At 61.1% G+C, this 12,362-nt stretch carries 14 protein-coding genes, 1 tRNA gene and 1 pseudogene; 5 read left to right on the top strand and 11 right to left on the bottom strand.

Annotation, left to right across the window (positions count from 1 at the left end; genetic code table 11):
• Together IAE34_RS24555 and IAE34_RS06030 are read left to right on the top strand one after the other, a co-directional pair.
• Positions 1 to 207 (top strand): hypothetical protein (locus IAE34_RS24555; protein ID WP_325100972.1); only part of this gene is annotated, 207 nt, incomplete at its 5' end.
• Between the two features lie 565 nt (positions 208 to 772).
• Positions 773 to 1,705, top strand: coding sequence for a hypothetical protein (locus tag IAE34_RS06030; protein WP_200137947.1), 933 nt, complete (start codon positions 773 to 775; stop codon positions 1,703 to 1,705).
• A 146-nt stretch (positions 1,706 to 1,851) separates the two neighbouring features.
• Here IAE34_RS06030 and IAE34_RS06025 read toward each other — a convergent pair whose 3' ends face one another.
• The 10 genes and pseudogenes from IAE34_RS06025 to IAE34_RS05985 form a co-directional block, all read right to left on the bottom strand.
• A complete protein-coding gene (locus tag IAE34_RS06025) occupies positions 1,852 to 2,901 on the bottom strand; it encodes a hypothetical protein (protein WP_233630951.1) in 1,050 nt (349 codons plus the stop codon).
• Positions 2,898 to 3,020 carry a hypothetical protein gene (locus IAE34_RS24495; protein ID WP_267908831.1) on the bottom strand — a complete coding sequence of 41 codons (123 nt, stop codon included), beginning with the start codon at positions 3,018 to 3,020 and terminating at the stop codon, positions 2,898 to 2,900. The genes IAE34_RS06025 and IAE34_RS24495 overlap by 4 nt, the downstream gene beginning before the upstream one ends.
• Positions 3,017 to 3,562: pseudogene (locus IAE34_RS06020) on the bottom strand (baseplate complex protein). Before IAE34_RS06020 ends, IAE34_RS24495 begins: the two are co-directional and overlap by 4 nt.
• 241 nt (positions 3,563 to 3,803) lie before the next feature.
• Positions 3,804 to 3,879, bottom strand: a tRNA-Thr gene (locus IAE34_RS06015).
• A gap of 97 nt (positions 3,880 to 3,976) precedes the next feature.
• Complete coding sequence (locus tag IAE34_RS06010; RefSeq protein WP_325167306.1) at positions 3,977 to 4,228, bottom strand: hypothetical protein; 252 nt, start codon at positions 4,226 to 4,228, stop codon at positions 3,977 to 3,979.
• A gap of 445 nt (positions 4,229 to 4,673) precedes the next feature.
• Positions 4,674 to 5,885, bottom strand: a complete 1,212-nt coding sequence (locus IAE34_RS06005; RefSeq protein WP_200137945.1) for a methyltransferase — start codon at positions 5,883 to 5,885, stop codon at positions 4,674 to 4,676.
• A 55-nt stretch (positions 5,886 to 5,940) separates the two neighbouring features.
• Positions 5,941 to 6,630 carry an ABC transporter permease gene (locus tag IAE34_RS06000; protein WP_200137944.1) on the bottom strand — a complete coding sequence of 230 codons (690 nt, stop codon included), beginning with the start codon at positions 6,628 to 6,630 and terminating at the stop codon, positions 5,941 to 5,943.
• A complete protein-coding gene (locus IAE34_RS05995) occupies positions 6,627 to 7,322 on the bottom strand; it encodes an ABC transporter permease (RefSeq protein WP_200137943.1) in 696 nt (231 codons plus the stop codon). Before IAE34_RS05995 ends, IAE34_RS06000 begins: the two co-directional genes overlap by 4 nt.
• Before the next feature lie 57 nt (positions 7,323 to 7,379).
• Entirely contained in the window at positions 7,380 to 8,135 is a 756-nt protein-coding gene (locus tag IAE34_RS05990) for an ABC transporter substrate-binding protein (RefSeq protein ID WP_200137942.1), read from the bottom strand.
• Positions 8,136 to 8,146: 11 nt separating this feature from the next.
• Positions 8,147 to 8,920 (bottom strand): ABC transporter ATP-binding protein, encoded by a 774-nt coding sequence (locus IAE34_RS05985; RefSeq protein WP_200137941.1) that lies wholly within the window; start codon positions 8,918 to 8,920, stop codon positions 8,147 to 8,149.
• A gap of 629 nt (positions 8,921 to 9,549) precedes the next feature.
• Between IAE34_RS05985 and gabP the strand changes: the two genes are divergently transcribed.
• Both gabP and IAE34_RS24490 read left to right on the top strand, forming a co-directional pair.
• Complete coding sequence (gabP, locus tag IAE34_RS05980) at positions 9,550 to 10,938, top strand: GABA permease (RefSeq protein WP_200137940.1); 1,389 nt, start codon at positions 9,550 to 9,552, stop codon at positions 10,936 to 10,938.
• Between the two features lie 154 nt (positions 10,939 to 11,092).
• The gene (locus IAE34_RS24490) at positions 11,093 to 11,227 is read left to right on the top strand and encodes a hypothetical protein (RefSeq protein ID WP_267908830.1); all 135 of its coding nucleotides are present in this window, start codon (positions 11,093 to 11,095) and stop codon (positions 11,225 to 11,227) included.
• Between the two features lie 60 nt (positions 11,228 to 11,287).
• On the opposite strand, the gene trmL is transcribed toward IAE34_RS24490, so the two are convergent.
• Complete coding sequence (gene trmL, locus IAE34_RS05975; RefSeq protein ID WP_200137939.1) at positions 11,288 to 11,743, bottom strand: tRNA (uridine(34)/cytosine(34)/5-carboxymethylaminomethyluridine(34)-2'-O)-methyltransferase TrmL; 456 nt, start codon at positions 11,741 to 11,743, stop codon at positions 11,288 to 11,290.
• On the opposite strand from trmL, the gene IAE34_RS05970 reads away from it, so the two are divergent.
• Complete coding sequence (locus IAE34_RS05970; RefSeq protein WP_200137938.1) at positions 11,742 to 12,179, top strand: hypothetical protein; 438 nt, start codon at positions 11,742 to 11,744, stop codon at positions 12,177 to 12,179. The two genes, trmL and IAE34_RS05970, sit on opposite strands and share 2 nt — an antisense overlap.
• Positions 12,180 to 12,362: the final 183 nt, after the last annotated feature.

Genomic DNA, 12,362 nt, shown 5'->3' with positions numbered 1-12,362 from the left:
CCGCCGGATAGTGGCTTGAGCCGAGAGATTGAGCGCACTGGCAACCCACTCGACAGGGATGTTCTGGGTAAAAGTGCTGAGGTCGGAGAAGTTGAAAAGATCGCCGAGGTCGAGCAATTGCTGCTGAATGGGCATAAAAAATCCGATACCAGAGGGCTGGTATCGGATTTTCTAGAAACCCCGGCTTGGACTCAAATGCTTAAGTGAACAGCATTACGCCAAAAGGCGGGTTTTCCGATGATTCCAAAGACCCAAAAAGCATCTCCAGAACCCAATCATGGTGCCGGCACTAGAAATCGAACCCGGGACCTAATGATTACAAGTCCACGCTTGCAGCCTGGCCCTGATGAGAAAACCTCGGTATCCCTTGATTTTACTGGTTATTTAAGGATATTTGGCCAGGTATCCGGCAGCGGTGTGGACACTTTGCGGACACTATCAGTGGCTCGGCGCTGCACTCTCTCTCAATTCCTTTCACTCGGTGCAATCCCTATCCCCCGCTTGGAGCCCAGGCCGTGCCTGTGCCCGGCTCCGGTTGCACCGTCAGGTGCCTTCAATTTTTTCTGAGACGAAGCGCGTCGGCGTGAGGGGGATAAGTGAATTCTCGGAATGATTTCTTCAACATGGAAATATTTTATCCTATCTGTTACGGATGACCCCTGAGCTATCTCAGAACAGCTAATATCTATCGTGTAGGGAGCTAGTTCCGATAACTTTTATCTGTTTGATCTATAATTGAGAGTGCTGGTAATTTATCTATAGAGAGGGAAGTGTGTCGGAACAATTCGAGTATTATTTAAGGCAAGCATTTCTTGGTAACATACCGCATCTTGAGTTGGATAAGTCTGAGTACGACGAAATTGTTAAGGCCAAAGACATCCTTGATTCTGCACTCGCTATCGAGGAGAAATATGATCTTGTGCTTGGGAACTTCGTTGACTTCGAGCGAGAACTGCTTGTTCTTACTATGGATGGGATGTTTGATATTTCATTCGACTATGGGCGTGCCTATAATATTCTCTCAGTACTGAATAGGCGAGCTGCTAACTTTGTTATTATGGGTAAAAACTATACCGAGCTTATTTCCAGTATGGCTTCAAAAAGTGCCAAGGATAAAGTTGAGGTCGCCGCAAAAGTAAAGCAGCTTTCACATCAGATCTACGACACCAGTTTCGAGTACCGTTTTGCAGAAGCATTGAGAAACCATATTGCGCACTCCGCAGATGCTGTCCATTCTGTGGGGAGCCCCCACAACTGGCTGATGGGAGAAGATAATCAAGCTGAAACACTTGTTTTTAACTTGGAAGTTTTTTCGCTTAAGGAACGGCTACTTTTGAATGCTGGATTTAAACGTTCGGTTTTAAATGATTGCGAAGATAAGATTGATTTGAAAATAACTTTGAGGAAGTACATGGGGGCTATTAGTGAGATTCAGGATGAGGTCAGAGCGCTCACTAAGACATCAGTCGATGAGGCCCGAAATTTAATTCAGGGGTTCACGGATCGCTATGAAGAGATAAATAAAGGCGATGCTTTTGGTTTGGCCGCCTATTCCCAGTCGGATTCAGAGTCAGGCAAGAAACCACTGTCTATTTCGCTAGAGTGGGACAACGTCCGAATTAAACTTGAAGAAAAGAATCAATCAATTTCAAATATGGACAAGCGTTGCGTAAGCAGTGCAATTGTTAAGGGTAGAAAAAAATAGACTTCTATAGTTGTCTTCGATGAAGCGGCCAGCCCGGAAATTGCACATGGCATCATGTTGAGATCCTCAGTTTATAATCTTACATAGGGTTTGGAGGGAGCATAATTGAGTAAGCGCTCACGTGCGTTGTGTATCTGAACTTTTGATTATAGGGTGATCTGCTTAAGCTGGGTGCCCATCCTCTGTGCGCTGTTCGCGGCAGAAGTGAATGCAGCGGCATTGTTCGGGGCTGGTGACGGTCCGTGAACATGCATCGCCAGTTGCGCGTTCATCTCCTGCACTAGGTCGAGCAGATCACAGAGCACTTGCAATACGTTGACCCCCTCCGAACCTACCCAGGTCTTGGGCGCCTGCAGGCGCTGACTGCCTGCTGTCACGCTCTTGCGTATCCCCTCAATGCGCTCCTGCAGATCCTCGCCTATCACCGCATTCAGCTTCTGCCCCACCACCAGGTTGAGGTCGCGCCCAGTGGCTTGGTGCAGGTCATCTACCGCCGCCAGGCTAGCGGAACCGCCCGACAGCAGCTTGAGGGCGCCCAGTGCCTCGATCTTTTTGATGCCCCCGATCGTCTCCGTCGAATGGCCATCCACCTGGCTGGTGTGGCTCTGGTGGCGCTCGGTATTCGTCAGTGACTCCACTCCGCGCTCGATCGCCTTGTCCTGGATCTTTCCATCCGTCTGGCGCAGCCAGTTGCCGTCCGCGTCCACGCGCTGCTGGCAGGCCTCGCTGTGCTGCCAGACCTTGTCGCCCTTCGGTACCCTGGGCAGGCTCAGGCCATGCGGCAGGATCTGCTGGATAAACGGCTTGTGCGGCAGGCCGTAGGCAAACGAGACCACCACCGTGGTGCCCTCCTCGGGAAAGCCAAACATGCCGGCTTCCTGGCCGCCCATCGGCGCCGGCAGCGGCAAGCTGGTGAACACCGGCAGTGCCGGATCTGGCTCGCCGTCTGGCAGCAGCACCTGGACATCGACGCCGAAGCGCGGCCCGGTTTGGCGGCTGGCGTCCTTGAGCACGGCACGCAGATCCCCATGGCGCAGGTTCATCGGCATCGGCTTGGCCAGGATCGCGGCCAGCTCGCGGCAGAACAGCACCTGCTGTTTTAAGTTGGCTCCAGTGCTTCGTTCGACGTAGCCCAGGAAATGCCGCTGCAGTGGTTTATCGTTGTAGCCCAGGTCGAGGGCCACCAGACCTTTCAACGGCTGCTCGGCCTGGACAGTGAACGTCGCCTGGCCTGGGTTCGCAGCTCGAGGCGCACGTCTGCCTTGACCAGGTCATAGCCGACCCCGGCCACGCTCAGCGCCTGGTGCAGCTTCATTTGCCACCCTCGAGCCAGTCATCCACCTTTTTCAGGGTTGCCTCGAAACCGGTCAGCTCCTGCCTCTGGCCATCGTCCCCGCCGCCACCAGTCCCGCCCACGGCAGATCCGGTACCGGCCTGCGCGGTGACGGTGCCCTTGGCGCTGCGCTTCTCTACCTTCTCCGGGTTCGACTTCTTCTCGGTCAGTCCGAGCTGGATGCGCCACATTGCAAACATATCGTCTTCGCGAGCACTCACACCCTCGGAGAACTGAACCTGGCGCATCCCGAAAGCTGCTGCGGTGTCGCTCACGACGCGGTACGTCTTGAGCTGGCCACCGCCCTCGGTGGCCTCGGCCACGCGCATCAGATCGCGTAGCCAGGCTGCGTTCTTGTTTGGGATGTTCAACGTCAGGGTGAGAATCCTGGGCTTGAAGTCCTAGTGCGCAGTTTCCGTGTTGTCTGTTTGCTCGGACAGGTCGTCCGCCCAAATGCGTAGGATTTCTGGCACTTTCACGCCTTTACCCTGCCCGCAGTACTGTCGAGCGGTGAGCGGTGTCATAGGCACGACAGCTGGTGAACAGATCGCATGTTGATACTTTAGAAGGGAGGCTTGCACGAGAGGACATCCCATCATGCACTACGGAGGACTGCTCAACGCACCATCAAGGCTAAGGACAGGTACTGGGATTTATTGGAGGGAGTCGAAGAATGTGGACGAAATGTGGATGCTTGCGTGATTGTAAAATCACGACTCATCATCGCCAAAAAGCAGAAAGCCCCGCATCGCGGGGCTTCTAAGATGGTGCCGGCACCAGGAATCGAACCCGGGACCTACTGATTACAAGTCAGTTGCTCTACCAGCTGAGCTATACCGGCACAGGGGCGTCATTATAGCTATCCGCGAGCCGCTGTAAACCACTTCCTTGCATTGCGCCTGCAATCACCTAAGTCACCGACGCAAAAGAAGAAAATCCTACCAGCCGCGGTGGATGCTGTTCACGCTCGGTTCGGGCTCGGCGGGGTTGAAGAACAGCTTGTGGTTGTCGCAGCCGCGACGCCGGCACGGGGCTTCAGCCTGCAAGGGCAGTCCGCGGTCGCCGCCTAGCTGCATGCCGGGGGTTTCCCAGCCCAGGCTGGGGGTTTTCGGGGCGTTGGCGCTGTTGGGGGCGCAGCCGGTGAGGGCCAGTGCGAGGGCCAGGGCGGTGAGGGGGGTGGTCTGTTTCACGAGTCGAGATCCGTTCATCTATCTATCCGAAGGGCGGATGCGCAGGGCCGGGGCCTTGGAGTGGGCGCGGGCTGGGCGGTCGCAACTTTAGCGGGTCGAGCGAAAGGGTGGTAGCTCGGGGCGGGGGAGTTGTGACGGCGTTCCTGTTTGCGCAGGTGTGGAATGTGGTGGGAATGATACACCGGATGGGGTGATCGGGGCTGTTTTACGGCCATTGTGGATGAATCCTGTCCTACAACCGGCGAGGCTTATACACAATTGGGATAAACGCTTTTCAGAAAAGGCAAGTGGAATCTTCGGGCCGCTGGTCTTTGCGCAAAGTCCTGTTTTTGCTGGCTATGGTTGAGATTTGGAATAAGCGCACCGCTGCAGAATCGCGCGAATCAGAGGCTGCCGAAGGATTTCATCACAAGCTTGTTCACAGACTTATCCACAGGTTACTCCGCTATTTTCGCTCCGCCAATAGAAGCAGATTGCGCGGAGTGAGAGGGTAGTCGCAGAAGGTGCCCAGGCGCACGTGGTAATGCTGCGCTTGCAGATAGAGCGCTTTGTCGAGCACCAGCCACAGTTCCAGCGGGCGGCGGAACAGGTTGCGCAACAGCTCCAGGTTGCGCACTTCGGCTAGGCGTTGCCAACCGGCGGCTTCCAGGGCGGTCCAGTCGGGGTGGCCGGTGAAGGGCACATTGCGCAGGGCCGCGAGGTCGCGACAGTAGGTTTCAAACGGCTTGCTCAGCCAGGCGGTGGGCAGGGACGGCGTGGGCAGGTAGTCGTCGGTCTGGCGTTGCTGGCGTTGCAGCAGGTCGAAGCCCAGGCGTCGTGCCATTGAGGTGTCGCGCTGGCGGCGCTCTCGGGCGCTGGAGGTGACGGCTTCGCTCAGGGGCAGGGCGAGGTCGTCCAGGCTCAGGCGCAGCGGAGAGGCCTGGGCGGCTTGGGACAGGGGCTGGTAGTGGTCGGCCTGGATGCGGTTGTAGCAACAGGGCGCCACGGCGATGTGCTGGCAGCCCTGGGCGCTGGCCAGTTGCAGCAGGCGCACGTGCAGGTCGCCGCAGGCGTGCAGGGCGACCACGCTGTGGTCGGGGTGCAGCTGCTGGACGGCGTCGGCGGCCAGCACATCCTGATGCAGGTGATGGGCGGGCAGCCGGTGGTGGTCGCTCAGGGCCTGGCCGGCAGCGACCAGCGCGGTGTCGTATTCCAGGCAGGTCAGCTGCTGGCCGGGTTGCAGCAGGCGTCGGCCCAGGTGGCCTTTGCCCGAGCACCAGTCGAGCCAGCGGCGTGCCTGGGCGTGGAAGCTCAGGCGGCTGCCGAAGGCTTCGATCTGCTGCCATTTGCGGCCGGGGACGTTGACGTCCAGGCGGTGGCCAGCGGGGTGCAGGTCCATGGGCGGGAGTTCGCCCACGGTGCTGAGGCGGATGGCGTCATTGGCCAGTTGCGTGAAAGGGGCGGGGGCGCGGAGCTGTTCGGGGTGATGGTGCGCGGCTTCGGCCTCATCCAGGGTGCGGCTGCGCAGCCAGTGGGACAGGTCCGGGTGATGGGTTTCCCATTCCAGGCGCAGGGCGGTGAACGGGCGGGGTTTCCACAGGTGTTCATGCTGGTGCAGGAACAGGTCCAGGGCCTGGAAGCGTTCGGTGAGCTGGTGGTGGGCGAGAAAGGCGGGCATGTCGAGATTCTTCGCGGGGGAATCCGCTCCTGCGCCGGTGCAGGAGCGGGTGCGGTCAGCGGCCTTGGGAGGCGTCGACGCGTAGCCAGCGTTCCAGCAGCTTGAAGCCTTGCACCAGCGCGAAGGAAATCACCAGGTAGAACACCCCGGCGGCAAAGAAGATCTCCACCGGTAGGTAGGTGCGGGCGATGATGGTACGGGCCATGCCGGTGAGTTCCAGCAGGGTCACGGTACTGGCCAGGGCGCTGGCCTTGAGCATCAGGATCACTTCGTTGCTGTAGGCCGGCAGGCCGATGCGCGCGGCGCGCGGCAGCATGATGTACCACAGCGCCTTGCCGCGCGACATGCCCAGCGCACGCGCCGCCTCGATCTCGCCCTTGGGAATGGCCTGGAGCGCGCCGCGCAGGATCTCGGCGATGTAGGCGGCGGTGTGCAGGGTCATGGTGAACACCGTGCACCAGAACGGATCGCGCAGGTAGGGCCACAGCGCGCTGCTGCGCACCGTGTCGAACTGCGCCAGGCCGTAGTACACCAGGAACAGCTGCACCAGCAGCGGCGTGCCACGGAAGAAGAAGATGTAGCCGTAGGGCAGGGCGCGCACGTACCAGTGCCGCGAGGCGCGGGCGATGCCCAGCGGGATGGCCAGGATCAGCCCGGCGATGACGGCGATGGCCACCAGCTCCAGGGTCAGGGTCGCGCCCTGGGCCAGGCGCGGCAACCACTTGATGATCACTTCCCAATTCATTGCGCGGCCCTCGCGAAGCCGCGAGCGGCGCGTCGTTCAAGAAAGTGCATGCCGATCATGGCGACTACGGTCAGGCACAGGTAGATGCAGGCGGCCACGGCGTAGAAGGTGAAGGGCTCCTTGGTCACGGTCACGCCGATCTGCGCGTGGCGCATGATTTCCTCCAGGCCGATCACCGACACCAGCGCGGTGTCCTTCATCAGGATCATGAACAGGTTGCCCAGGCCCGGCAGGGCCACGCGCCACATCTGCGGCAGGATGATGCGCGACAGGATGCGCCCCTTGGACAGCCCCAGCGCCAGGCCCGCTTCGCGGTGGCCCTTGGGGATCGCCAGGATGGCGCCACGGAACACTTCCGTGGCGTAGGCGCCGAAGCACAGGCCCAGGGCGATCACCCCGGCGGCGAAGGCGCTCAGTTCCAGGCCAGGCATGTTCAGGGCCTCGCCCAGGCTGTTCATCAGCCCGACGGTGCCGAAGTAGATCAGCAGCACCCAGAGCAGTTCGGGCACGCCGCGAACCAGGGTCGAGTAGGTGCCGCCCAGCCATTGCAGGGGCTTGAACGGCGAGGTCTTGGCCAGGGCGCCGAGCAGGCCCAGGACCAGGCCCAGCAGCAGGGCGCACAGCGCCAGTTTTACGGTCATCAGAGTGCCGGCCAACATGGCCGGACCGAATCCGTGCAGGTCGATATTCATGGGCAGGGTGCATTCAAGGGACGGGCACCGCGCCGAGGCGGTGCCGGTCGGGGTGAATCATTCGATGCTGAACGGGAAGTACTTTTCGTTGATCTTCTTGTACGTGCCGTCGGCCTTGATTTCGGCCAGGGCCTTGTTCAGGTCGTCGCGCAGCTTGGTGTCACCCTTGCGCACGGCGATGCCGATCTTGTCGCTGTCCACCACCGGCTCGCCCTTGAACTCGTAGTTCTGGCCTTCGGGGCTCTTGAGCCAGTCGTACTGCACGTACTTGTCGGCCAGGATCGCGTCGACTCGGCCCGAGGTCAGGTCGAGGTAGGCGTTTTCCTGGGTGTCGTACAGCTTGATGGTGATATCGCTGCCGTAGGTGTCTTCCAGCCAGGTGCCGGCCAGGGTGGCGCGCTGGGTGCCGATCACCTTGCCCTTGAGCGAATCCTTGTCGGTCTTGAAGTCGACGTTCTTCGGCGCGATGAACTGCAGCTTGTTGGAGTAGTACGGGTTGGTGAAGTCCACCGCCTGCTTGCGCTCGTCGGTGATCGACAGCGACGACACCAGGAAGTCGAACTTCTTGGCGTTCAGGGCGGGGATGATGCCGTCCCAGTCGGAAGTGACGACCGAGCATTCGACCTTCATCTTGGCGCACAGGGCGTCGCCGATGTCCTTGTCGAAGCCGACCACGTTGCCGCTGGCATCCTTGTTGTTGAACGGCGGGTAGGCCGCCTCGATGCCCATGCGCAGTTTTTCCGCCGCCAGGGCGTTGGCCGACATCACCAACGTGGCGGCCGCGGCCAGGAGGAATTTCTTGTAGGTCTGCATGTGTTGCTCCGTTAGCGGTGGCTGGACATGAATTGCTTGCAACGCGCCGAGGTCGGGTTCTCGAAGACCTGCTGCGGCGATCCCTGCTCCTCCACCAGGCCCTGGTGCAGAAACACCACTTCACTGGACACCTGGCGGGCAAAGTTCATCTCGTGCGTCACCAGCAGCATGGTACGGCCTTCGTCGGCCAATGCGCGGATAACGTTAAGCACTTCCTGGACCATTTCCGGATCGAGCGCCGAGGTGGGCTCGTCGAACAGGATCACCTTGGGTTTCATGGCCAAGGTGCGGGCGATGGCGGCGCGCTGCTGCTGGCCACCGGAAAGCTGGGCGGGGTAGCTGTGGCGCTTGTCGAAGATGCCGACCTTTTCCAGCAGTGCCTCGCCGGCGGCGACGGCGTCGGCCTTGCTCTGGCCGAGCACGCGGCGCGGCGCCTCGATGATGTTGTCGAGGATCGACATGTGCGGCCACAGGTTGAAATTCTGGAACACGAAGCCGATTTCGCTGCGCAGGCGGTTGATCTGCCGGTTGTCGGCGGCGATCAGCTCGCCGGCCTTGTCGGCCTTGAGCTTGAGCGCTTCGCCAGCGACCAGGATCTCGCCCTGGTGCGGGTTTTCCAGCAGGTTGATGCAGCGCAGCAGGGTGGACTTGCCGGAGCCGGAGGATCCGAGGATCGAGATCACGTCACCATCGCGCGCGGTCAGCGAAATGCCCTTGAGAATTTCCTGGTCGCCGTAGCGTTTGTGCAGATTGCGGATTTCCAGCGCGGGCGTGGCCTGGGCCATGTGCGGTCCTCATGTGATCGGGTGCGTTCCCAGCTGTTGGCGGCCTTCCTGGCGAGCGCCACGCTAGCATAGCGGCTCGGGGCGGCCAACCGGGTCGCAGGGGGCTCGGGTCGCAGGCGGGACGGATTGTCGCATCGCTGCAGTGCAACGTCGCGAGGATGTCTGCCCGGGGTTGCGTTCGGCACCGGAGCCTTGATGAAAAAAGGCGCGATGGTGCCAGTTTTGGCCGGACGAGGGAAGCGCTTTGAGGTGCTCCTGGCGCCATCGAGACGTCAATCGCTCAGCCATGCGCCTATTCAAGACGATCAGCAGGGTTGCGCCTTTAGGTTGCACCTTGCGTGCGCTTTTGTGGTGCAGCGGTGTTACCAAGGACTACCTTTGGTGCGTTTGTAAGTGGGTATTTCAGTAATGCACACTCGCCACATAAAGGCGATGGCCATTCGGTCAGAGCCTGGCCGAATGGCGGCAAGCCACGTCCGTGGCGGTGCTGCGGAACTCTTTTGACTGCGCCCTAGCAGCTGGCGCAGTTATTGCCAGCTGCTAAGCGCTGATTGCCAAGCCGTCTATCCCAACCCTTGACGCGCTGCGTTCGAGCAATCGAGTGGTCCACTCCTTACAAAGGTAGTTTTATGAGCGGTAAGCACAATTCCAATGACCTCGCTCAGGGGCTCAAACAACGGCATGTCACCATGCTGTCCATCGCCGGCGTGATCGGCGCCGGCCTGTTCGTCGGTTCGGGTCACGCCATCGCGGCGGCCGGTCCGGCCGTGCTGCTGGCCTACGCCGCTGCCGGCACCCTGGTGGTGCTGGTGATGCGCATGCTCGGCGAAATGGCCGTCGCCTCGCCGGACACCGGATCCTTCTCCACCTACGCCGACCGCGCCATCGGGCGTTGGGCCGGCTTCACCATCGGCTGGCTGTACTGGTGGTTCTGGGTGCTGGTGATCCCGCTGGAGGCCAACGCAGCCGCTGCCATCCTCCACGCCTGGTTCCCCGCCGTGGACCTCTGGGCCTTCTCGCTGGTCATCACCCTGGCGCTGACCGTGACCAACCTGTTCAGCGTGAAGAACTACGGTGAGTTCGAGTTCTGGTTCGCCCTGTTGAAGGTCCTGGCCATCATTGCCTTCATCGTGGTGGGCTGCGCGGCCATGTTCGGCCTGGTGCCGGGTAGCCAGGTGAGCGGCGTGAGCCATCTGTTCGACACCCAGGGCTTCATGCCCAATGGCCTGGGCGCCGTGCTGGCGGCCATGCTGACCACCATGTTCTCGTTCATGGGGACCGAGATCGTCACCATCGCCGCTGCCGAGTCCAAGGACCCTGGCCGGCAGATCAGCCGCGCGACCAACTCGGTGATCTGGCGCATCTGCCTGTTCTACCTGGTGTCGATCTTCCTGGTGGTGGCCATGGTGCCGTGGAACGATCCGACCCTGGCCGAGAAAGGTTCCTACCAGACCGTGCTGAGCCTGATCGGCGTGCCCAACGCCAAGCTGATCGTCGACATCGTCGTGCTGATCGCGGTCACCAGCTGCCTGAACTCGGCGCTGTACACCTCCTCGCGCATGCTGTTCTCCCTGAGCAAGCGTGGCGACGCCCCCGCCGTGGCCCAGCGCACCACCCGTGCCGGTACGCCGCACTGGGCCGTGCTGTTGTCCACCGCCGCCGCCTTCCTGTGCGTGTTCGCCAACTTCCTGGCCCCGGCCGAAGTGTTCGAGTTCCTGCTGGCCAGCTCCGGCGCCATCGCGTTGCTGGTGTACCTGGTGATCGCCGTTTCGCAACTGCGCATGCGTGCCCAGCGTGAAGCGCGGGGCGAGAAGATCTCGTTCAGGATGTGGCTGTTCCCGGGCCTGACCTGGGCGACCATCGCCTTCATCGTCGCGGTACTGGGTGTGATGGCGCTGCGCGAAGACCACCGCATCGAGATCATCGCCACCGCCTTGCTGAGCATCGCCGTAGTGGTGACCGGCTTGCTGGTGCACCGCAAGCGCGGTGTCTCCGGACGCGCCGTTTTGGATAACTGAGCCGTCATTTGCATCGAAAAGGCCGCATCCTCTTGAGGGTGCGGCCTTTTGCGTTTATCGGACAAGCGGTCGAATTCGGCCTGGAAAAAACTGAATCCCCGGTTTGTCCCCTCGGTCAAGAATTATGTACGCAGTAATCTGACGAGGTAACAGCATGACTATCGAAGCAGAAACACTGGCCGCACTGACCCAGGCCCTCAAGCAACGCGGCTTGAAACGCCTGGCCGATATTTCCTTCACCCGCGCGCCGTATCGTTGCAACCATCGCTGGATCTGCATCGTCGAGTAACGCTTCTCTTTGCCGGCAGCGGGGTCTGGCCCCGTCGCCGGCCACCCTTTCTTCGCCGGTTCAGGCGAACCCCTGCTGCCGCCACGCTTCGTAGACCGTCACCGCCACCGTATTGGACAGGTTCAGGCTCCTGCACCCTGGCCGCATGGGCAGGCGCAGCCGCTGCTCGGCGGGCAGGCTGTCCAGCACCTCGGCGGGCAGGCCGCGGCTTTCCGGACCGAATAGGAAGGCGTCGCCCGGCTGGTAGGCCACTTCGTGAAAAGGATGCGACGCCTTGGTGGTGAAGGCGAACAGGCGCGGCTGGCCGAGATGTTCCAGGCACTGGGCCAGGCTGTCGTGGCGCTTGAGCGTGGCATACTCGTGGTAGTCCAGCCCGGCCCGGCGCAGGCGCTTGTCATCCAGCTCGAAGCCGATCGGCTCGATCAGGTGCAGGTCGCAGCCGCTGTTGGCGCACAGGCGGATGATGTTGCCGGTATTCGGCGGAATTTCAGGTTGAAAAAGGATGACGTGGAACATGCACGGCCCCAGGCAGGAAGATGACGCGCATTCTACCCTCGAACCGGACCCGCGTTCGAAGGCCTGGCCACGGGTGTTGCTGTCCATGGCGATCGTCGGGGTGATGGTGGGCTTGATGATCGGCCGGCTCACGGCGCCCGAGCCGCGCAGGCTGGAGCAGGTCGAGGTGGTGCAGGGTGGCCTGGACCTGTGGTTCAACGCCGAGCCTTCTCTGCATGGCGAGAACGTCGAGGGGACGGTGGCAGTGGTGTTCCAGGCCGAGGGCAAGCCTCAACGTGGTCAGCTCGAGCTGCAGGGGCGGCCGGTGAGCTGGCGAGTGCAGCGCAGCGATCGAGGGCTGCTGCTGTCGCTGGTGGCGGCGCGTGCGGTGCGGGGTGAGTGGACGGTGGCGCAGGAGGAGGGGCGTTGGCGAGTGCGGGTGCGTCTGACGTTGTAGGCGCGGCAAGCGCCGCGCCTACGGGGTGTAAAAGAGGGAGTCTTGGCCTGCCTGTACCAAGGTCCCCGAAACGGGTATTGCGAATAAAGAGGGGAGTCCTGGCCTGCCTGTACCAAGGTCCCCGAAAACGGGTACTGCGAATAAAGAGGGGGATTCCCGGCCTGCCTGTACCGGGGTCCCCGA

The sequence above is a fragment of the Pseudomonas sp. S30 genome, assembly GCF_016518545.1.
Taxonomy (GTDB): domain Bacteria; phylum Pseudomonadota; class Gammaproteobacteria; order Pseudomonadales; family Pseudomonadaceae; genus Aquipseudomonas.
This window is presented reverse-complemented; position numbering and strand designations above follow the sequence as displayed.